At 68.6% G+C, this 20,700-nt stretch carries 19 protein-coding genes and 2 pseudogenes; 4 read left to right on the forward strand and 17 right to left on the reverse strand.

What is annotated here, in order from left to right; all coding sequences use genetic code 11:
* Positions 1-366 precede the first annotated feature (366 nt).
* From AC5Y6Y_RS05140 to AC5Y6Y_RS05160, 5 genes and pseudogenes are all read right to left on the reverse strand, one after another.
* Positions 367-3,114, reverse strand: a pseudogene (locus AC5Y6Y_RS05140) (aminotransferase class I/II-fold pyridoxal phosphate-dependent enzyme); the annotation flags it as partial.
* Positions 3,115-3,240: 126 nt separating this feature from the next.
* Positions 3,241-3,654 (reverse strand): antitermination protein NusB, encoded by a 414-nt coding sequence (locus AC5Y6Y_RS05145; protein ID WP_463825008.1) that lies wholly within the window; start codon positions 3,652-3,654, stop codon positions 3,241-3,243.
* The gene (gene nusB, locus AC5Y6Y_RS05150) at positions 3,651-4,145 is read right to left on the reverse strand and encodes a transcription antitermination factor NusB (protein ID WP_463825007.1); all 495 of its coding nucleotides are present in this window, start codon (positions 4,143-4,145) and stop codon (positions 3,651-3,653) included. Before nusB ends, AC5Y6Y_RS05145 begins: the two co-directional genes overlap by 4 nt.
* Positions 4,146-4,147: 2 nt before the next feature.
* Positions 4,148-4,711, reverse strand: coding sequence for an elongation factor P (gene efp, locus AC5Y6Y_RS05155; RefSeq protein ID WP_463825006.1), 564 nt, complete (start codon positions 4,709-4,711; stop codon positions 4,148-4,150).
* 15 nt (positions 4,712-4,726) lie between these two features.
* Entirely contained in the window at positions 4,727-5,845 is a 1,119-nt protein-coding gene (locus AC5Y6Y_RS05160; RefSeq protein ID WP_473139552.1) for a M24 family metallopeptidase, read from the reverse strand.
* 33 nt (positions 5,846-5,878) lie between these two features.
* Here AC5Y6Y_RS05160 and AC5Y6Y_RS05165 point away from each other — a divergent pair, with 33 nt between their 5' ends.
* On the forward strand, positions 5,879-6,655 hold the full coding sequence (locus AC5Y6Y_RS05165; protein WP_473139551.1) for a B-4DMT family transporter: 777 nt from the start codon (positions 5,879-5,881) through the stop codon (positions 6,653-6,655).
* Here AC5Y6Y_RS05165 and aroQ read toward each other — a convergent pair.
* Genes aroQ through aroC form a run of 4 tightly spaced genes read right to left on the reverse strand, consistent with a single transcriptional unit; the run spans position 6,652 to position 9,919 of the window.
* Positions 6,652-7,080, reverse strand: coding sequence for a type II 3-dehydroquinate dehydratase (aroQ, locus tag AC5Y6Y_RS05170; protein WP_473139550.1), 429 nt, complete (start codon positions 7,078-7,080; stop codon positions 6,652-6,654). The two genes, AC5Y6Y_RS05165 and aroQ, sit on opposite strands and share 4 nt — an antisense overlap.
* On the reverse strand, positions 7,077-8,165 hold the full coding sequence (gene aroB / locus AC5Y6Y_RS05175) for a 3-dehydroquinate synthase (RefSeq protein ID WP_463825439.1): 1,089 nt from the start codon (positions 8,163-8,165) through the stop codon (positions 7,077-7,079). Before aroB ends, aroQ begins: the two co-directional genes overlap by 4 nt.
* Positions 8,166-8,179: 14 nt before the next feature.
* Positions 8,180-8,704 carry a shikimate kinase gene (locus AC5Y6Y_RS05180; protein WP_463825002.1) on the reverse strand — a complete coding sequence of 175 codons (525 nt, stop codon included), beginning with the start codon at positions 8,702-8,704 and terminating at the stop codon, positions 8,180-8,182.
* A 6-nt stretch (positions 8,705-8,710) separates the two neighbouring features.
* Complete coding sequence (gene aroC / locus AC5Y6Y_RS05185) at positions 8,711-9,919, reverse strand: chorismate synthase (protein ID WP_473139549.1); 1,209 nt, start codon at positions 9,917-9,919, stop codon at positions 8,711-8,713.
* Between the two features lie 130 nt (positions 9,920-10,049).
* On the opposite strand from aroC, the gene AC5Y6Y_RS05190 reads away from it, so the two are divergent.
* Positions 10,050-10,610, forward strand: coding sequence for a TerD family protein (locus AC5Y6Y_RS05190; RefSeq protein ID WP_463825000.1), 561 nt, complete (start codon positions 10,050-10,052; stop codon positions 10,608-10,610).
* Positions 10,611-10,615: 5 nt separating this feature from the next.
* Here the strand turns inward: AC5Y6Y_RS05190 and AC5Y6Y_RS05195 are convergent, their stop codons facing one another.
* The 6 genes from AC5Y6Y_RS05195 to AC5Y6Y_RS05220 form a co-directional block, all read right to left on the reverse strand.
* Positions 10,616-11,026, reverse strand: a complete 411-nt coding sequence (locus AC5Y6Y_RS05195; RefSeq protein ID WP_473139548.1) for a prepilin peptidase — start codon at positions 11,024-11,026, stop codon at positions 10,616-10,618.
* 127 nt (positions 11,027-11,153) lie between these two features.
* On the reverse strand, positions 11,154-11,972 hold the full coding sequence (locus AC5Y6Y_RS05200; RefSeq protein ID WP_473139665.1) for a shikimate dehydrogenase: 819 nt from the start codon (positions 11,970-11,972) through the stop codon (positions 11,154-11,156).
* The gene (mltG, locus tag AC5Y6Y_RS05205; protein ID WP_473139547.1) at positions 11,959-13,206 is read right to left on the reverse strand and encodes an endolytic transglycosylase MltG; all 1,248 of its coding nucleotides are present in this window, start codon (positions 13,204-13,206) and stop codon (positions 11,959-11,961) included. Before mltG ends, AC5Y6Y_RS05200 begins: the two co-directional genes overlap by 14 nt.
* Complete coding sequence (ruvX, locus tag AC5Y6Y_RS05210) at positions 13,199-13,687, reverse strand: Holliday junction resolvase RuvX (RefSeq protein ID WP_473139546.1); 489 nt, start codon at positions 13,685-13,687, stop codon at positions 13,199-13,201. Before ruvX ends, mltG begins: the two co-directional genes overlap by 8 nt.
* 6 nt (positions 13,688-13,693) lie before the next feature.
* Positions 13,694-16,390: an alanine--tRNA ligase gene (gene alaS, locus AC5Y6Y_RS05215; protein ID WP_473139545.1), complete on the reverse strand. Its 2,697-nt coding sequence runs from the start codon at positions 16,388-16,390 to the stop codon at positions 13,694-13,696.
* 94 nt (positions 16,391-16,484) lie between these two features.
* The gene (locus tag AC5Y6Y_RS05220) at positions 16,485-16,874 is read right to left on the reverse strand and encodes a secondary thiamine-phosphate synthase enzyme YjbQ (RefSeq protein WP_473139664.1); all 390 of its coding nucleotides are present in this window, start codon (positions 16,872-16,874) and stop codon (positions 16,485-16,487) included.
* Between the two features lie 130 nt (positions 16,875-17,004).
* Here AC5Y6Y_RS05220 and AC5Y6Y_RS05225 point away from each other — a divergent pair, with 130 nt between their 5' ends.
* Positions 17,005-17,625, forward strand: a complete 621-nt coding sequence (locus tag AC5Y6Y_RS05225) for a hypothetical protein (RefSeq protein WP_473139544.1) — start codon at positions 17,005-17,007, stop codon at positions 17,623-17,625.
* 26 nt (positions 17,626-17,651) lie between these two features.
* Here AC5Y6Y_RS05225 and AC5Y6Y_RS05230 read toward each other — a convergent pair.
* Together AC5Y6Y_RS05230 and AC5Y6Y_RS05235 are read right to left on the reverse strand one after the other, a co-directional pair.
* A pseudogene (locus AC5Y6Y_RS05230) lies at positions 17,652-17,978 on the reverse strand (hypothetical protein); the annotation flags it as partial.
* Positions 17,975-19,333 carry a replication-associated recombination protein A gene (locus AC5Y6Y_RS05235; protein ID WP_463824993.1) on the reverse strand — a complete coding sequence of 453 codons (1,359 nt, stop codon included), beginning with the start codon at positions 19,331-19,333 and terminating at the stop codon, positions 17,975-17,977. The gene AC5Y6Y_RS05235 and the pseudogene AC5Y6Y_RS05230, both read right to left, overlap by 4 nt.
* A 126-nt stretch (positions 19,334-19,459) precedes the next feature.
* On the opposite strand from AC5Y6Y_RS05235, the gene AC5Y6Y_RS05240 reads away from it, so the two are divergent.
* Complete coding sequence (locus AC5Y6Y_RS05240) at positions 19,460-20,593, forward strand: DUF2189 domain-containing protein (RefSeq protein ID WP_463824992.1); 1,134 nt, start codon at positions 19,460-19,462, stop codon at positions 20,591-20,593.
* Positions 20,594-20,700: the final 107 nt, after the last annotated feature.

Here is a 20,700-nt window from a genome sequence, read left to right on the forward strand (position 1 = left end):
CACTCGACGTGCGCAAGCACAAGCATCGACACCCCAACTGCTACCGCCCCACACTGGCGTGACGCTCGACAGCCACAGCCACACTGGCGCGACACTCGCGACAGTCACGCTGGCGTGACGCTCGACAGCCACAGCCACGCTGGCGTGACACTCGCGACAGCCACGCTGGCGTGACGCTCGACAGCCACAGCCACACTGGCGTGACACTCGCCACAGCCACGCTGGCGTGACGCTCGACAGCCACAGCCACGCTGGCGTGACGCTCGGCGACAGGACGCGCGAAGGCGGCCCTCAGTTCACCGGGACGGTGTGCTCGTTGGCCACCAGCGTCTGCTCAGACCCCGTCGGCTCGGACCCGTTGCCGTTGCTGCTGACCGAGGCCACCGCGCTGCGCTTGGTCTCCAACCGCTGCAGCGCGTCCTGGGTGAACACCGACAGCCCCAGTTCGTGGTTATAACCGTGGATTTCCTTGACGTCGAGTTGCGCCAGGAAGTAGACGATCTCCTTGGAAACCACCTGGCCGGGCACCAGCACCGGGAAGCCCGGCGGGTAGGGCACCACGAAGGTGGTGGACACCAGCGTCTTTCCCTCGGCGATCCGGCGCCCTGCGGTGCCGATCAGCACGTACTCCCGGTCGGACTCTTCGTATCCGGCGTAGAACGCCGACCGGGTGTCGCCGAACACGCTGTTCTCGTCCGGCCGGAACGCGACGTCGAACTGGCTGAAGTCGGGCAGGTGCGGGAGGTCCTCGGTGATCTCCTCCACCCGCCGCTCGTGCAGCGCCCAGTCGGCGGCGCTCGCCGCCTTCTGGATACGGTCGAAGTCGGTGGCCGTGCGGCGCAGCACGTCGAGCAGATGGTGCACGCTCGACCAGGTCACCCCGATGGTGAAGATCAGCAGCACGCTGTTGATCGACGTCTTGTTGATCTGGATGCCGAACTTGTCCATCAGGATCTTCTCGCGGAAGTCGTAGCCGTTCATCCCGGTCTTGCCGAGGAACAGCGTGACCCGCGTCGGGTCCAGCACGAACTGGTCGGAACGCCAGGCCTCGTTCCACTCGTCCAGCGCGCCCTGGCGGACTTCGCGGTAGGAGCTGACATGGGAGGCCCGGTACTCCTCGGGCACCAGGTCGGATTCGTCGAGGATGCGGAACCACTTGCTGATCAGCCGGTCTTTACGGACCCGGTGTCGGAAGACCAGCGCCATGTCGTACACCTGCCGAACCAGTTGAAAGCCCTCGATGTCGACCTGTCGGCGGGCCAGATCCAACGACGCCAATAGCTGCTGGTTCGGCGAGGTCGAGGTGTGGGTCAGAAACGCCTCACCGAAGGCGTCGCGCGCGCGGGCGTTGAAATCCTGGTCGCGGATGTGGATCATCGACGCCTGCCGGAACGCCGAGAGCGACTTGTGGGTGGAGTGCGTCGCATAGACCCGCACCCGCGCGCGATCGGGATCCGGCATCAGTTGGCGTTCCACCCATTCCGAGCGGGGTACGCCTTCCATCGACTCGCGCCATTTGCGGTATTCCTCACGGTATTCCGGCGACGCCAGCATCTGCTCGAGACGGTCGGCGGACACCATGGCGGTGCGCTGGCGGGCCCAGGGCACCGCCGTCGCGAAGGCGTACCAGGCCTCGTCCCACAAGAAGACGATGTCGGGCTTGATCGCCAGCACCTCCTCCATCACCCGCCGGGGGTTGTAGACCACACCGTCGAAGATGCAGTTGGTGAGCAACAGCATCCGCACCTTGTCCAGTTGCCCGGCCTCGTCGAGTTCCAGCAACGCCTTCTTGATCGTGCTCAGCGGCACCGCGCCGTAGATGGCGAACTGCGGCAGCGCATAGGACTCCAGGTAGCGCGGGTACGCCCCGGCCAGCACCAACCCGTAGTGGTGCGACTTGTGACAGTTGCGGTCGATCAGCACGATGTCACCCGGGCGGGTCAGCGACTGCACGACGATCTTGTTGGCCGTCGAGGTGCCGTTGGTGACGAAATAGGTGTGGTTGGCGTTCCAGGTGACGGCCGCCTTGTCCATCGCCTTCTTGATGTTGCCGTGCGGGTCCAGCAGCGAGTCCAATCCACCTGAGGTGGTGGATGTTTCGGCCATGAAGATGTTGCGGCCGTAGAACTCCCCCATGTCCTGCAACGACTTCGAGTTGAAGATGCTGGCACCGCGCGCCACCGGAAGGGCGTGAAACTGGCCGACGGGCGCGGCCGCATAGGCGCGCAGCGCGTCGAAAAACGGTGTGGAGAAACGGTTGCGCAGCCCGGCGATCACCGTGCTGTGCAGGTCGGTCACGTCGTTGAGCCGGTAGAACGTCCGGTCGTAGACGTCGGCCTGGTCGTCGGTGCCGGCCGCGATCGACTCGTCGGTGAGCAGATACAGGTCGATGTGCGGTCGCAGTTCCCTGATCCATTCGCCACACTCCACCCAGTCGTGGCTGCGGTCGGAGACCGTGGTGTCGTCATTGGCGCCCAGCAGCGTGTTCATCAGCGGCACCCGGTCACGCGACCGCAGCGGCAGGTCGTGACGGATGATCGCGGCCTGGATCTCGCCGTTGAGCGCCACCGCGGTGATGGCGTCCTCGACGCTGGGGGCCACCAGGATCTCGAACTGGACGTCGTCGGCCGGATTGCGCAGCGCGCGCAGGCACTCCACCAGACTTTCCGGCGCTGTGGGCGGAGAATCGTCGGCGAGCAGCACCGTGTAGAACTGCTGCTGCTTGGCCTGGGCGACCAGCTCCTGGTCGGCTAGCGGCGCACTGGTGTCGAAAAGCGCTGTGCGGTCGCCGTATTCGGAGAGCAGCCGGGTGGCCAGCGACACCTCTTCGGCGAGTCGGACCGTGGACAGGACTTCCAGGTGGGCACGGAATGTCGCCAGGTTCGCCGCGCCGGGATACAGCCAATACCGTTCGTAGGCTTCGATCCGGTCCATCAGCCGCTTGACCACGGCCAGGTCGTGGGTCTTGTCGTGTCCGGCCAGGTCGACTTCCGCCAGATGCCGGCACGCGTCGTCGAGCATGTTCCAGGTGTCGACGCGGGTGTAGGACGGGTTGGCAACCGCCGCCAGCGCCGAGACCCGCAGTCGTCGCGGACGGGCACCTTGTCGAGTCATGTCGTCACCTTCTGTTGGCGCAAATAGCGTGGGTGCAAACAGCGCGTCCGTTCGGTGCGGATGGCCAGCCGCCATTGTGTCCCGCCCGCGGACAAAGCGCGACGATTTCGGTCGAGGATTTTGGACTCAGGCCGGTCCGTCGTCGGACTCGTCGGCATCCACGATCTGTTTACCGCCGCGACTCCCCAGCGGGTTCTCCATCCACTTCAACAGCGGCAACTGGGGCATCTCCCAGCGCTTGCCCGGCAGATCGGTGACATCGCTGAGTGAACGCACCACGCCCTGGGTCAGGCCCATGATTGCGGCCATCACCGGCAGCAACGGCTGCAGCGGCTTGGCGGCCGTGCGTACCGTGCTGATCCGGCGGGCCAGGATCAGGCGTTCGACGGTGTGGTACACCCAGGCGCCCACCCCGAGCCCGAAGATCGCCAGCACCGAGGCCACGATGGTCCACCCGAACGCGGCGCTGACCACCGCGCCCACCACCACCACGACCGCCGCCAGCACCGACAGCACCACCCGCAGCTCCAACCGGGTCACGGCACGTTCTCCTGCGCCGCGCCGCGCAGCGCCCGGGCGGCCGCCCGGATCTGCGGGGTCACCAGCATCACCTGACCCAGCACCCCGTTGACGAAACCGGGGGAATCGTCGGTGGACAGTTCCTTGGCCAGTTCGACGGCCTCGTCGACGGCCACCGGCTCGGGCACGTCGTCGGCATACAGCAACTCCCACACCGCAACCCGCAGGATGGCGCGGTCCACCGCGGGCAACCGGTCCAGCGTCCAGGTTTGCAGGTGCGTGGTGATCAGCTCGTCGATGTGGGCCGAATGCTCGGCGACGCCGCGGGCCACCGCGGCCGAGTACGGCTGCAGCGCAGCCACATCCGGGTTGGCCTGGGCCAGTACGGTGCGGCCGTCGACAACTTCGGCCGGGCTGAGGTTGCGGGCCTCGGCCTCGAACAGCAGATCCACGGCCCGCTTGCGCGCCTGGTGCCGCCCTCGAACAGGACGCGACGGTTTCCGGTCCGGCATGTTCAGGTGTTTACCCGGCCCAGGTAGCTGCCATCACGCGAGTCCACCTTGAGTTTGTCTCCGGTGTTGATGAACAGGGGCACCTGGATCTGGGCGCCGGTCTCCAGGGTGGCCGGCTTGGTGCCGGCGCTGGACCGGTCGCCCTGCAGGCCGGGCTCGGTGTGGGTGACCACCATCTCGACGGTCACCGGCAGCTCGATGTACAGCGGCGCGCCGTTGTGGAACGCCACCTGCACGGGCAGCCCCTCCAGCAGGAAGCGCGCGTCGTCGCCGACCAAGGACTCCGGCAGCGGGTGCTGCTCGTAGTCCTGGCTGTCCATGAACACGAAGTCCGAGCCGTCGCGGTACAGGTAGGTGGTGTCGCGCCGGTCCACGGTGGCGGTGTCGACCTTCACGCCGGCGTTGTAGGTCTTGTCGACGACCTTGCCCGACAGCACGTTCTTGAGCTTGGTGCGCACGAAGGCCGGACCCTTGCCGGGTTTGACGTGCTGGAAGTCGGTGATGGTCCACAACTGGCCGTCGATGACCAGGACAAGTCCGTTCTTGAAGTCAGCAGTGCTCGCCACGGTCGTTCAAATCTCCTACAAAATGGCCAGTTCCTTCGGGAACCGGGTCAACAATTCCGGGGTGTGTCCGGCGGTCTGCGCGGCGGCCAAGGTTTCCGAGGGCACTACCAGCGTGTCCTCGATGCGGACACCGCCGCGGCCGGCTAGATAGACGCCGGGCTCCACGGTGACCACGGAGCCCGCAAGTAGTGTACCGGCGGACGTCGCGCCGATGCCCGGCGCTTCATGGATCTGCAGTCCGACCCCGTGCCCCAGGCCGTGACCGAAGTGCTCGCCGTAGCCGGCGTCGGTGATGATCTGGCGCGCTGCGCCGTCCACATCGCGCAGGTCAACTCCCGGGCGCAGCGCCTCCCGGCCGGCGCGTTGCGCCGTGGCGACCAGGTCGTAGATCTCCAGCTGCCAGTCGGCCGCGCTGCCCAGCACGAAGGTGCGGGTCATGTCCGAGTGGTAGCCGGCGACCAGGGCGCCGAAGTCGATCTTGACGAAGTCGCCCGGGGCCAGTTCCGCGTCGGTGGGCCGGTGGTGCGGGATCGCCGAGTTGGGCCCGGCCGCCACGATCGTCTCGAACGAGATGGTGTCGGCCCCGTGGTCGAGCATCAGGCTCTCCAGTTCGCGTGCCACCTGGCGTTCGGTGCGACCCGGCCGCAGCCCGCCGTGCTCCACCAGGTCGGCCAGCGCGGCGTCGGCCGCCTCGCAGGCCAGCCGTAGCAGCGCGAGTTCACCGGCATCCTTCACCTCGCGCAGCGCCTCCACGGTGCCCGCCGCGCGGACCAGCTCGGTGTGGTGGCCGTCGAGTGCGTTCGACAGCGCGTCGAAGCCGTCGACCGTGACGACGTTGCTTTCGTAGCCCAGTTTCCGCACACCGTCCTGCCCGGCCCGGCCGGACAGATAGCGCCCGAGGGCGCGTTCGATGGCCACCTCCAGATCCGGCGATTGCTGCGCGGCCTGGGTGCGATACCGGCCGTCGGTGGCCAACACGGCCTCGCGATCGTCAGCAAACACCAGCAACGCGCCGTTGGACCCGCTGAAACCGGAAAGATACCGGACGTTTATCAGGTCCGTGACCAGCATCGCGTCTAGTCCGGCGGCACTGATCTTGGCTTTGAGGTGGTGTCGACGCTGGGAATGTGTCACGACCCTTGACGGTACTCGCTACGCTGTTTGCCCATGAACAAGTGGATGGTGCGCGGTTTGGTCTTTGCGGCCGCGATGGTCGTGCTCCGGCTGATCCAGGGAGCGCTGATCAATGCATTTCAGACGCAGTCTGCGCTGATCAGCATCGTGCTATTGACGCTCTACGTGATCGCCTCGGTCGTGTGGGGCGTGCTGGACGGACGCGCCGACGCCAAAGCCAACCCGGACCCGGACCGGCGCGCCGACCTGGCCATGATCTGGTTGCTCGGCGGACTGATCGCCGGCTTGGTCAGCGGCCTGATCGCCTGGATCATCGCCATCTTCTACAAGGGCATCTACACCGGCGGCATCCTCAACGAGCTAACAACGTTCGCAGCGTTCACCGCGCTGCTGGTCTTCGTGTTCGCGATCATCGGCGTGGCCGTCGGCCGGTGGCGCATCGACCGCAACGCTCCCGATCCCGAGAAGCACGACGGTTCCCGGGACGGTTCCCGGGAGCGGGAGGACAACACCGACGTGTTCTCCGCCGTGCGCGACGACGACGACAGCCCGACCGGCGAGATCCCGACCGCCGGTGGCGGCCGTTCGGAGCAGCGGACCTCCGCGGTCGCCACGAAGGAACGTGCCGACGAGCGCACCGAGGTCATCCCCACCCACGACGACGAGGCCAAGACCGAAGTCATCCGCACGCACGACAGCGACGCCAAGACCGAAGTCATCCGCACCGACGACAGCGACGCCAAAACCGAAGTCATCCGCACCGACGACCACACCCGGCCGACCAAGAAGCCGGATCTGCGCAAGGACTAACCGGCCAGATACCGCAGGGCCAGCAGGTACCCCTGGATTCCCAGGCCGACGATCACTCCGGTGGCGACCGGGCTCAGGTAGGAATGGCGCCGGAACTCTTCGCGCGCATGCACGTTGGAGATGTGCACCTCGATCAGCGGCGCGCGCAGTTCGGCGCAGGCGTCGCGCAGCGCCACCGAGGTGTGGGTCAGCCCGCCGGCATTCAGGATTACCGGCTCCCCGGCGTCCGCTGCCCGGTGTATCCAGTCCAGTAGCTCGGCTTCGCTATCGCTTTGCCGCACAACAGCTTTGAGCCCGAGTTCGGCGGCCTCACGGTCGATCAACGCAACCAGCTCGTCGTGGGTGGTGCTGCCGTAGACGGCGGGTTCGCGCTGGCCGAGCCGCCCGAGGTTGGGGCCGTTGATCACGTTCACCGTGGTGCTCATGGCGCGCACACTCCCGCATAGGCCGTCACCAGCAGGCCCGGGTCGGGGCCCACCAGCCGGCCCGGCTTGGCCAGTCCGTCCAGGACCACGAACCGCAGCACCCCGGCGCGGGTTTTCTTGTCGCCGGCCATGAACTCGATCAGCTGCGGCAACGCGTCGGCGTCGTAGCTGACCGGCAGGCCCAGTGACTCCAGGATGGTGCGGTGTCGCGCGGCGGTGGCGTCGTCGAGACGGCCGGTGAGCCGGGCCAGTTCGGCCGCGAACACCAGCCCCACCGAGACCGCGGCGCCGTGCCGCCATTGATAGCGCTCCCGGCGTTCGATCGCGTGGGCCAAAGTGTGTCCGTAGTTGAGGATTTCGCGCAGTTCGGATTCCTTCTCGTCGGCGGCCACCACGTCCGCCTTCACGGCGATGGCGCGCCGCACCAACTCGGGCAGCACCTCGCCCTCAGGGTCCAGCGCCGCCTGCGGGTCGGCTTCGATGAGATCCAGGATCACCGGATCGGCGATGAAACCGGCCTTGACCACTTCCGCCATCCCGGCCACGATCTCGTTGCGCGGCAACGTTTTCAGCGTCGACAGGTCCACCAGCACGGCCAGCGGCTGGTGGAACGCGCCGACCAGGTTCTTGCCCGCGTCGGTGTTGATCCCGGTCTTGCCGCCGACGGCGGCGTCGACCATGCCGAGCAGGGTGGTCGGCACGTGCACGATCGACACCCCGCGCAGCCAGGTTGCCGCAGCGAACCCGGCGACATCGGTAGCGGCGCCACCGCCCAGGCTGACCAGTGCGTCTTTGCGCCCGATCCCGATACGGCCCAACACTTCCCAGATGAAACCGACGACCGGCAGGTCCTTGCCCGCTTCGGCATCCGGGATTTCGATGCGGTGCGCATCAACTCCCTTGTCGGCCAACCGGATTCGAATCTCTTCCGCGAGCTGCGCGAGCACCGGTTGGTGCAGGACGGCTACCTTGTGCCGGCCGGCGAGCAACTCCTCGAGCTCGTCGAGCAGCCCGGTGCCGATCAGCACGGGGTACGGCGGGTCGACGGCCACCGGCACGGTGACCGGCGCAATGTCATGTTTCATGCCGGCGCTGTCAGTCATTGGGCGGCCTCTACCTCGGTCTTGAGCCGCGACACGATGTAGCGGACCACCGCGCCGGGGTTGCGCCGGTTGGTGTCGACCCGGATGGTCGCGACCCGGCGGTACAGCGGAATGCGTTTGGACATCAGTTCCCGGAATTTCTCGGCACGGTCGGGTCCGGCCAGCAGCGGGCGCACGGTGCTGCCGCCGGTGCGCCGCACCCCTTCGGCGGCGCTGATCTCGAGATAGACCACGGTGTGGCCGGCCAGCGCGGCGCGCACCCCGGGGCTGGTGACCGCGCCGCCGCCCAGCGAGAGCACGCCGTCGTGTTCGGCGAGCGCCGCGCGCACCACCTCCTCCTCGATGCGACGGAACTCCTGCTCGCCGTCGGTGGCGAAGATGTCGGCAATGGAACGCCCGGTCTGCGCCTCGATGGCGGCGTCGGTGTCCAGCATGCTCACCCCGAGCGCCTTGGCGAGCCGACGCCCGATGGTCGACTTGCCAGAACCCGGCAAGCCCACGAGTACCGCCTTGGGAGCCATGGCGGGCTAGCTTCCGGACGCCCGGGCCGCCGGCGCTTCCCGGTCGGCAACCGAACGCTGGTAGGCCTCGATGTTGCGCCGGGTCTCGGCCAGGGAATCGCCGCCGAACTTCTCCAGCGCCGCACGCGCGAGCACCAGCGCGACCATGGATTCGACTACGACTCCGGCGGCCGGCACGGCGCACACGTCGGAGCGCTGGTGGATGGCGACGGCCTCGTCACCGGTGGCCAGGTCGACGGTGGCTAGCGCCCGCGGCACGGTGGAGATCGGCTTCATCGCCGCGCGCACCCGCAGCGGCTGGCCGTTGGTCATCCCGCCTTCGAGGCCGCCGGCGCGGTTGGTCGAGCGCACGACCCCGTCGGGACCGGGATACATCTCGTCGTGCGCGCGGCTGCCGCGCCGGCGCGCGGTTTCGAACCCGTCGCCGATTTCGACGCCCTTGATCGCCTGGATGCCCATCACCGCGGCGGCCAGCTGACTGTCCAGCCGGTTCTCGCCGCTGGTGAAGGAACCCAATCCGACCGGTAGGCCCAGCGCTACCGCTTCGACGACACCGCCGAGCGTGTCGCCGTCCTTCTTGGCGGCCTCGATCTCGGTGATCATCGACGCTTCGGCGGTGCCGTCGAACGCGCGGACCGGGCTGGCGTCGATGGCGGTCAGGTCCTCCGCGCGCGGCGGCGGACCGTCATAGGGCGCGGACGCACCGATGGAGATGACGTGCGAGATCACCTCGACGCCGAACGCCTGGCGCAGGAATGCCCGCGCGACCGTGCCGGCCGCCACCCGGGCGGCGGTCTCGCGGGCGCTGGCGCGTTCGAGTACCGGCCGGGCGTCGTCGAAGCCGTACTTGAGCATGCCCGCGTAGTCGGCGTGGCCGGGCCGCGGCCGGGTCAGCGGCTCGTTGCGCGCGCTGTTCTCCAGTTCTTTGGGGTCGACGGGGTCGGCCGACATCACGGTCTCCCACTTGGGCCATTCGGTGTTGCCGATCTCGATCGCGATGGGCCCGCCCAGGGTGACGCCGTGCCGCACCCCGGACAGCATGGTGACCGCGTCGCGCTCGAATTTCATCCGGGCACCGCGGCCGTAACCCAGCCGGCGGCGGGCCAGTTCGTCAGCGATCTCGGCGGAGGTGACTTCCACCCCGGCGACCATGCCTTCCACCAGGGCCACCAACGCCCGGCCATGGGACTCTCCGGCAGTGATCCAGCGCAACACCCGGTTATCTTCCCACGCGCGCGGCCGGCACCGGCCGGGCCTGCCGCCGATGTACTAGCGTGACGATTACTCCTGGTCGGACCGGGGCAACCCCGCACGGCAATCCGCACGCGCTGGAAAGGTGATCGGCATGGGTGTCAGCCTGAACAAGGGCGCCAACGTCTCTCTGTCGAAGCAGGCCCCGAATCTGACCGCGGTGTCGGTGGGATTGGGTTGGGAGAGTACCTACGACCTGGATGCCAGCGCGCTCGCGTGCGGCGAGAACCGCAAGGTGCTGTCCGACAGCCACTTCGTGTTCTACAACAACCTCCGCTCCCCCGATGGATCCATCGAGCACACCGGGGACATCCTCGAAGGGTCCGGCGAGGGCGACGACGAGGTCATCAACGTCGACCTGGTCGCGGTGCCGGCCACCATAGCCGCCATCTATTTCGTGGTCTCCATCCATGACCCGCACGGCCAGGGACAGACATTCGGCCAGGTGCGCAACGCCTACATCCGGGTGTGGGACCAGGTCACCAGCAGCGAGCTGGCCCGTTACGACCTGTTCGAGGACGCCTCTACCGAAACGGCGATGGTCTTCGGTGAGCTCTACCGCCGCAACGGCGAGTGGAAGTTCCGCGCCATCGGCCAGGGCTACGCCTCGGGGCTGCGCGGCATTGCGCTCGACTACGGCGTCAACGTCGAATAGGCCCCTCAGCCCAGCACGGCCAGCGCGGTCGCGCCCGCCGTCGCCAACACCATCGACGGACCGTGCGGCACCGCGCGCGCTCCGAGCACCAGCGCCACCACCGCCGTGAGCAGCGGCGCGGTGATCGCCGCCAGAAACCACACTCCGGCACCGAAGCACCCGGCCAGCCCGCCCAGACCGATCGCCAGCTTGACGTCGCCGGCGCCCATCGCCGTCGGCGACACCAGGTGCACCAGCAGGTACGCCCCGGTCAGGGCTGCCGCGCCGGCCACGGCGGGGACCCCGCGACCGGCCTCGACCGCGCCGGCCAGGATCGCCGCAGCGCCGGGCAGGGTCAGCAGGTTGGGCAGTCGTCGGTCCCGGACGTCGTAGCAACACAGCACCGCCATCCACGCGATGACCAGCCCGACCCGCATGCGGGCGACGGTATTCGGGTTGCGCTGAGGCGCAAGTCAGGGCCGGCCGGCGCGAGCGTCCCCGAAATGCCGCCGCTCACCGGCGTGTCGACGCGCATATGAGGACTGTCGCGGGCGACGGGCACCGCTATCCGGCCACCGCGCGCGCCATCGCCGCACGCGGTGCCGGCAATCCGGTGAACAGCTCCACCTGCGCGAACGCCTGATGCAGCAGCATCTGCAGACCGCTGACCACCCGCCCGCCGGCGGCCTGCACTTCTGCGGCTAACGGCGTCGGCCACGGATGGTAGATCGCGTCCAGCAGCACCGGGACCGCGGCGAACGTCTCGGCGTAGCGGGCCGCGACGTCGGCCGGGATGGTGCTGACCAACGCGTCGGCGGCGGCGACCGCGCCGGCCAGCCCGTCGTCGTGCAGGCCGCAGAACCCCGTCGACACCCCGACCCGAGCGCCCAGCTCCACCAACCGCGCCGCTTTGTCCGGATCGCGCGCGACCACCGTGATCTCCCCGACCCCCAGCTGAGCCAACCCCAGCACCGCGGCCGGTGCGGTGCCACCCGACCCGAGCACCAGGGCGTGCCCACTGACCTGGCCCAGCGCACCGGCGACGCCGTCGATGTCGGTGTTGTCGGCCAGCCAGCCGCGCGGCGTGCGCACCAGTGTGTTGGCCGATCCGACCTGCTCGGCACGCGGGGTGTGTTCGTCGGCGCAGCGCAGCGCGGCGAACTTGCCCGGCATCGTCACCGAGAGCCCCACCCACTCCGGTCCCAAGCCCGCCACCACCCCGGGCAACGCGTCGGCGTCGCACTCGATGCGGTCATAGGTCCAGTCCTGCAGGCCCAGCGCGCGATAGGCGGCCAGGTGCAGCTGCGGCGATCGGGAATGCGCGATCGGCGAGCCCAGCACCGCGGCCTTTCTGCCGCCGCGGCCCCGCTCAGCGAGCGGAATCGAGGACACCGTTGCGCTTGGCCAGTTCGATGTTGGCCAGATGCTGCTGGTAGTCGCGGGTGAACAGGGTGGTCCCCTGACCGTCGATGGTGACGAAGTACAGCCAGTCACCGGGCGCCGGATGCACCGCGGCGTTCAGCGCCTCCACCCCCGGCGAACAGATCGCGGTGCGCGGCAGCCCGTCGACCATGTAGGTGTTCCAGGGCGTGCGCTGCGCGCGGTCGCCGTCGCTGGTGGCTACCTCGCGGCGGTCCAGCGGGTAGTTGACCGTCGAGTCGAACTCCAGCTTGCGATGTTCGTGCAGCCGGTTGTAGATGACCTGCGCCACCTTCGCGAAGTCCTGGGCATTGGCTTCCTGCTGCAGCAACGAGGCCACCACCAGGACGTCGTAGGGCGACAGGCCCAACGACTTGGCGGTGTCGACCAGCCCCGAGGTCAGGTATTGCGTCGCGCCGGCGCCGATCAGGTTGGCGAGGGTGGTTTCGGCGGAGCCGGCCGGATCGATGTTGAACGTCCCCGGCGCGATCAGGCCCTCGATCCGGCGATGGTCGTCGCCGAGTTCCTGCACCCGCTCCACGGCCCAGTCCGGCACCAGCAGCGCCGCCGATGTGCCCTTGCCGGCCGCGGTCCGCAGATCGGCCACCGACACGCAGCGCTGGTTGCCGTCCAGGTCGACGCAGGTGGCCCGCGAAATCAGGGTGAGGATGCCGGGCGTCGTCTTGTTGGTCTTCATGTCGGTGGTGTCGTCGAGCTGACGTCCCTCCGGAATGACGAGCCTGCCCACCCGACTTTTCGGATCGACCAGGCGCGACACCGCATTGGCCGCGGGAATCTCGGTGCGCATCCGGTAGAAGCCGGGCTGTATCGACGTGATGGCCGCGTTGCCGTGGGCGGCGTCGACGAACGCGCGCACCGTGCGCACCACCCCGCGCTTGAGCAGGGTCTCCCCCACCGCGGTGGTCGAGTCCCCGGACAGGATTTGAATCACGATGTCGCGCTTGCCATCGCCGGAGAAGTCGTCGTCTCTCGCGGTGACCAGGTGCCACATCTTGGAGCCGAGCAGCACCGCGGCCACCACGACCACCGTCAGCAGGCTGATCGCGAAGACACCCGCGAAGCGGCGCCGGCGGCGGGTTCGCTGCGCGCGCTTGCGGGCGGCCCGCGTCGTTCGGCTCGGGCCGACGGCTTGGGGCTTGGCCCTGGTCTCGTCCTGGCTTTCGTCGAGTTCAGACATCCGACACCCGTTCAGCGGTCAGGGCACGGCGTTGATCCAGCCAGCCCTGCAGGATCGCGACCGCCGCAGCCTGATCGATCACCGCGCGTTGCTGTTTGGCCCGCATACCCGCGTCGCGCAGCGAACGCTGCGCGGTGACGGTGGTCAACCGTTCGTCGGCCAGCCGAACCGGCACCGGCGCCACCCGCCGCGCCAGCTCGTCGGCGACTTCGATCGCGTCCTGCGCTGACGAGCCGATCCGGTCGGCCAGGGTGCGGGGCAGCCCGACGACCACTTCGACGGCCTCTATCTCGGCGACCAGCGCGGCCAGTCGCCGCAGATGCCGGCCGGACCGGTCGCGACGCACGGTTTCCACCGGGGTGGCCAAGATGCCGTCCGGGTCGCTGGCGGCCACCCCGATCCGCACGGTTCCCACGTCGATCCCCAGCCGACGTCCACGCCCGGGGTCGTCCTCGCCCGGCCGGTCAGATTCCCGCGGCAACCCCACTCAACCGACCCGCGCTATCTGTGCGCGTACCGCGGCAAGGGCCGCGTCGATGCCGGCCGGGTCCTTGCCCGATCCCTGCGCCAGGTCGGCTTTGCCGCCGCCGCGGCCGTCGACGGCCACCGCCAGCTGCTTGACCAGCTCGTTGGCGCTGAGTCCCAGATCCTGCGCGGCGGCGTTGGCCGCCACCGCATACGGCACGCTCGCACCTTCCCCCTCGGAAATGAGCGCCACCACCGCGGGATCGCTGCCCAGCTTGCCGCGGATGTCGCCGGCCAGCGCACGGAGGTCCGCGGCGGTGGTCCCGGCCGACATGCGTTGCGCCACCAGCCGGACATTACCGATGCGCTCGGCCCCGGCGGCGGCATTTGACGCAGCAGCCCGGGCGGTCGCCTGCCGGGCGCGGTCGAGTTCCTTCTCCGCCGCCTTGAGCCGCTCGACCAGGTTGGCCACCCGCGCGGGCACCTCCTCGGAGGGCACTTTCAACGACGACGCCAGTCCAGCCATCAGCGCACGTTCCTTGGCCAGGTGCCGGAACGACTCCAGGCCGACGTAGGCCTCCACCCGGCGCACCCCGGAACCGATGGACGATTCGCCCAGGATGGTCACCGGACCGATCTGCGCCGAGTTGTGCACGTGGGTGCCGCCGCAGAGTTCCAGCGAGAACGGTCCACCGATCTCCACCACCCGCACCTGATCTGGATACGCCTCGCCGAACAGCGCCATCGCGCCCATCGCCTTGGCTCTGTCGAGATTCTCGAGGAAGGTATGCACCTCGAAGTCGGCCTGGACGGCCTCGTTGGTGACTTCCTCAATCTGGGTGCGCTGGTCTTCGGTCAGCGGGCCCTGCCAGTTGAAGTCGAAACGCAGATAACCCGGGCGGTTCAGCGATCCGGCCTGAACGGCGTTGGGGCCCAACACTTGTCGCAGCGCAGCATGCACCATGTGGGTGCCGGAGTGGCCCTGGGTGGCGCCTTTGCGCCAGCCGGGGTCCACCGCGGCGAGCACGGTGTCGCCTTCGACGAACTCGCCGGATTCGACGTTGACCCGGTGCACGTGAACGGTTTTGGCGATTTTCTGCACGTCGGTCACCGCGGCCTTGGCGCTGCCGCCCGACCCGGTGCCGCTGATGGTGCCGGCATCGGCGATCTGCCCGCCGGACTCCGCGTAGAGCGGCGTGCGGTCCAGGATCAGCTCCACCCGGTCGGCGTCGACACCGTCGGCGTGCGACACCACCGGCACCCGCTTGCCGTCCACGAAAATGCCGAGAATCCTTGCCTGAGATGACAATTCGTCGAACCCGGTGAACTCCGTCGGTCCGGCGTCGACCAGTTCGCGGTAGGCGGTCAGATCGGCGTGCGCGTGCTTGCGGGCGGCCGCGTCGGCCTTGGCCCGCCGGCGCTGCTCGGCCATCAGCTCGCGGAAACCGGCCTCGTCGACCGTCAGGCCGGACTCGGCGGCCATCTCCAAGGTGAGCTCGATCGGGAAGCCGTAGGTGTCGTGCAGGGTGAACGCGTCCGAGCCCGAAACCACCGACACCCCGGCGGATTTCGTGGCCCCGGCCACGTCGTCGAAGAGCCGGGAACCCGAAACCAGCGTGCGGTTGAACGCCGTCTCCTCGGCGACGGCGATGCGGTTGATCCGGTCGAAGTCGCTGACCAGTTCCGGGTACGACGGACCCATCGCGTCGCGCACGGTGGCCATCAGATCGCCCACCACCGGGGTGTCGATACCCAGCAGTTTGGCCGAGCGGATCACCCGGCGCAGCAGTCGGCGCAGCACGTAACCGCGGCCGTCGTTGCCGGGGCTGACCCCGTCGCCGATCAGGATCGCGGCGGTGCGGGAATGGTCGGCAATGATGCGGTACCGCACGTCGTCGGGATGATTCCCGACGTCGTAACCGCGCGGTGCGCGGGCAGCCACCAGGTCGATGACTGGCCGCAGCAGGTCGGTCTCGTAGACGTTGGCCACGTTCTGCAGCACCAGCGCGATACGTTCCACACCCATGCCGGTGTCGATGTTCTTGCGCGGCAGCGGCCCGAGGATCTCGTAGTCCTCCTTGGAGGTGCCCTCGCCGCGCTCGTTCTGCATGAACACGAGGTTCCACACCTCGAGATAGCGGTCCTCGTTGGCGATCGGACCACCGTCGACGCCGAATTCGGGCCCGCGGTCGTAGTAGATCTCCGACGACGGCCCACACGGCCCGGGGATGCCCATCGACCAGTAGTTGTCGGCCATCCCGCGCCGCTGGATCCGCTCCGGCGGCAACCCGGCGATCTCCTGCCACAAACCCGCGGCCTCGTCGTCGTCGAGATAGACCGTGGCCCAGAGCTTCTCCGGGTCCATGCCGTAACCACCCTCGATGACGTTGGTGGTCAACAAGTCCCAGGCCAGCGCGATGGCCTCGCGCTTGAAATAGTCGCCGAAGCTGAAATTGCCGGCCATCTGGAAGAACGTGTTGTGCCGGGTGGTGATGCCCACCTCGTCGATGTCGGGTGTGCGGATGCACTTCTGGATGCTGGTGGCGGTGGCGTACGGCGGCGTGCGCTGCCCCAGGAAGAACGGCACGAACTGCACCATGCCGGCGTTGACGAACAGCAGGTTGGGGTCGTCCAGGATCACTGAGGCACTGGGCACCTCGGTGTGACCCGCCTTCACGAAATGATCAAGGAAACGCTTCCTGATCTCGTGTGTCTGCACTCTTCTTCTTCCTCGATCCGGTACCAGGTCAACCGTCAGCCTATGCGCCGCAGCAGGCTACCGAATACCGAATTCGGCCCGCCCAGCCTGCCAGTCAGCCGCCGACGAAGCTCAACCGGACCGACCGCTTGGGGTTGTCCCGGTTCAGGTCGACCAGGACGACGCTCTGCCAGGTGCCCAGCAACGGCTCGCCGCCACTGACCGGCACCGTGATCGACGGTGCGACGATCGCCGGCAGCACGTGATCGGCACCGTGGCCGGGCGAGCCGTGCGCATGCCGGTAACGGTCGTCGCGCGGCAGCAGCCGCTCCAGGGTGTCCACCATGTCCTCGTCGGAGCCCGCACCCGTCTCGATGATCGCGACACCGGCGGTGGCGTGCGGGACGAAGATGTTGCACAGGCCGTCCTCGTGGCTGCCGCAGAACGACCGCACCGCATCGGTGAGATCGACGTAGCGGCGACGCGTGGTGTCCACCTCCAGCACATCGGTATGCACCCGGTCAGCCTACGGTGCACGCCCTACGCGCCGCCAAGTACAGATGTGACGGTTGCCACACCGGCGGGGTCGGAGGAAGGTGGGTGATGAACCCCCCGACGGCAGAAAGGGGCCGATCGTGTACGCACGCTCCACCACCATCCAGGCGCAACCTTCGCTGCTCAACATGGGTATCGCCCACATGCGCGACGTGGTGCTGCCCACGCTTCGCGAGGTCGACGGTTGTCTGGGCATGTCGCTGCTGGTGGACCGGGATTCGGCCCGATGCGTCGCGACGAGTGCCTGGGAGACCGAGGAGGTGATGCGCGCCAGCGCGGAGCGCGTGTGGCCGGTGCGCAGCCGCGCCGTGAAGATCCTCGGCGGCAGCGCCGTCGTCGACCAGTGGGAGATCGCCGCGCTGCACCGCAACCGGCGCTCGGGTCTGGGCGCGTGCGTGCGCGCCACCTGGCTCAAGGCCCGGCCCGAACAGTTCGAACACGCCCTGGACTTCTACAAGTTGGCGGTGCTGCCGGCCATTGAGGAGTTCGACGGGTTCTGCAGCGCCAGCGTGATGATCGACCGCACCTCGGCGCGGGCGGTGGCGTCGGTGACCTACGACAGCCGCGAAGCGATGGAACGCAGCAGCGAGGCGGCCCGCTCGCTGCGCACGGCGATACTGCGGGACCTGGGCGTCGACCAGGACGATGTCGGCGAGTTCGAACTGGCGATCGCGCGGCTGCGGGTGCCGGAACTGGTCTGACCGGCCCGACACTGAGGCGCTACGGCAGCGTCCCCGGGGAACCCCAGGCACGGGTGCACCTCATAGCTGAACACCTCGGCGACGACGCCCGGGTCGCCGGCCATGATCGCGTCCGTGTCCGCGACGGAGGCGGCGAACACCGCGACACCGCACACGTCGGACTCGTCGGTGCTCGGCAGCACCACGGCCAGCACACCGTCGTCGCGCAGGCCGAAGTTGCGCCGGCCGTGCTCCCACACGATCCCGGACGCGCCGTCGTCGCCGTAGTTGGGTCCGCGCGTGAGGATCACGACGCTGTAGGGCTTGGCCGTTGCCAGCAGCGGCGCCATCTCCTCGTCGCTGAAGGTTTTCATGACTGTCCCCGTTTCCCGCGAATGATCGCGCGCAACCGGTCCAGCCGGCCGACGATCTCGCGTTCCGCACCCCGGCCGGTGGGCCGGTAGTAGTCGACGCCCACCAATTCGGTTGGCGGATATTGCTGCGCCACGACGCCGTCCGGGGCGTCGTGGGAATATTTGTAACCCTGCGCGTTGCCCAGCGCTGCGGCACCCGCGTAGTGCCCGTCGCGTAGCTGCGCCGGCACCAGGCCCGCCTTGCCGGCCTTGATGTCGTTGATCGCCGCGCCCAGCGCCGTGGTCACGGCGTTGGACTTGGGCGCGGTGGCCAGGTGAACGGTGGCGTGCGCCAGCGTCAGCTGTGCCTCGGGCATCCCGATCAGCGCCACCGTCTGCGCCGCCGCGACCGCCACCAACAGCGAAGTCGGGTCCGCCATGCCCACGTCCTCGCTGGCCAGGATCATCAGCCGGCGCGCGATGAAGCGCGGATCCTCCCCCGCGACCAGCATCCGTGCCAGATAGTGCAGCGCGGCGTCCACGTCGGAGCCGCGCACCGACTTGATGAACGCGCTGACGACGTCGTAGTGCTGGTCGCCGTCGCGGTCGTACCGCACCGCGGCCCGGTCCAGCGACTGTTCCACGGTTTCGACGGAGACGTGGTCGGTGACCTCGGCGGCCACCTCCAGTGCGGTCAGCGCGCGGCGGGCGTCGCCGGCCGCCAGTTGCACCAACAGTTCGACGGCTTCCGGCGCCACCGACACCGTGCCGTTCAGTCCGCGCGGATCCTCGATGGCGCGCTGCACCACGGTGCGGATGTCATCGGCGCTCAGCGGGCGCAGCTGCAAGATCAGCGACCGCGACAGCAGCGGCGCGACCACCGAGAACGAGGGGTTCTCTGTGGTGGCCGCCACCAGCAGCACCACCCGGTTCTCCACCGCGGCCAGCAGTGCGTCCTGCTGGGTCTTGGAGAACCGGTGCACCTCGTCGATGAACAACACCGTCTGCTCGCCGGAGAGCGCCCCCAACCGCGCCTTCTCGATGACCGCGCGCACCTCTTTGACCCCGGCCGACAACGCCGACAACGCCTCGAACCGGCGGCCGGTGGCCTGCGAGATGAGCCCCGCCAGCGTCGTCTTGCCGCTGCCCGGCGGACCGTAAAGGATGGCCGAGGCCATGCCGGAGCCCTCGACCAGACGGCGTAACGGCGACCCCGCCGCCAGCAGATGCTGCTGCCCGACCACCTCCTGCAGCGACGCCGGGCGCATCCGCACCGCCAGCGGCGATCCGCTCTCGGCGGCGCTTCCGGCACCGAAACCGGCCGGATCCGGTGTACCGGGCAGGTCGAACAGACCGTCGGACACGTTTTCAGGCATACCACGCAGGGCGGACAGGCCACCAATGCGCGCGTGGTGGGCGCACATTTGCTAAGTTCCCGTTTGCTACGCCCGCACGAGTCAGGCCCCGATCGACAAGAGCGAACTACGAGGCAGAGGACAGCAATGAGCCAGCCGCCAGAATATCCAGGCAACCCGGCCGACCCGCAGGGCGGATATCCTCCGGGCTACCCGCCGCAGCCGCGCCAAGGCGGTGGCTATGGGGCGCCTCCGCCGCCACCACCGAGCTTCAGCCCGCCCCCATCCGGGCCCGACTTCTCCAAGCCGCAAAGTCCGTCGCCCGGCAGCTACCAGGCGCCCGGTTACAGCGCGCCGCCACCTCCGCCACCACCCGGCGGCGGGTACGGCGCACCCCCGCCCGGCCCGGGCGCCGGCCCGGCCGCCGGCCCCTTCAGTGTGGGCGACGCCTTCAGTTGGGCGTGGGGCAAGTTCACCAAGAACGTCGGCCCGATGGCCGGATCCGCGGCGATATTCTTCGTCGTCATCGCGGTGCTCGGCGGCATCATGTACGGAGCGTTCATCGCCTCCCTGATGAGCGCGGGCACCACCACTTACGACCCGCAGACGGGTTCCTACTCGACCTACGCCTCCGACAGTGCGCTCGGCATGGGATCGATCATCGGCATGGGCCTGATGGGGCTGGTGCTGGCCGTCGTCGGTTACTACATGCAGGCCGCCATGGCGTCGGGCAGCCTGGACGTCGCCGACGGCCGGCCGGTGTCCTTGGGCTCGTTCCTGAAACCGCGCAACCTGGGTCCGGCCGTGCTGACCGCGCTGCTGGTAGCCCTCGGCGTGGCCGTCGGCACCTTCCTGTGCTACATCCCGGGCCTGATCTTCGCTTTCCTGTCGATGTTCGCGATCCAGTTCGCGATCGACAGGTCGCTGTCGCCGGTGGATTCCATCAAGGCCAGCATCAACACCACCAAGGCGAACGTGGGTCCCGCCCTGCTGTCCTGGCTCGTCCAGGTCGCCGTGCTGATCGTCGGTGAGTTCGCCTGCGGCGTCGGCCTGATCGCGGCCATCCCGGTCGCGATGCTGATCCAGGTCTATACGTACCGCAAGTTGACCGGCGGGCACGTCGCGCCGCTGGAGCAGGCCGGCCAGGCCTCTGGTCTGCCGCCCGGCCAGCAGTACCCCGGCCAGCAGTACCCGGGCCAGCAGCCCTACCCCGGCCAGCAGCAGTACCCCGGCCAGCAGCCCTACCCGGGCCAGCAGCAGTACCCTGGTCAGCAGTACTAGGCGCCATCAGCGGTAACACCCCGAAACAGGCTGTTCACGCCGAACGGCCAAAACCCGAATAACAGCCGCCCGCAACGTAAGCCAGCACTGGCGCACGCTGCGGGCGG

This window comes from Mycobacterium sp. NGS24, assembly GCF_059813065.1.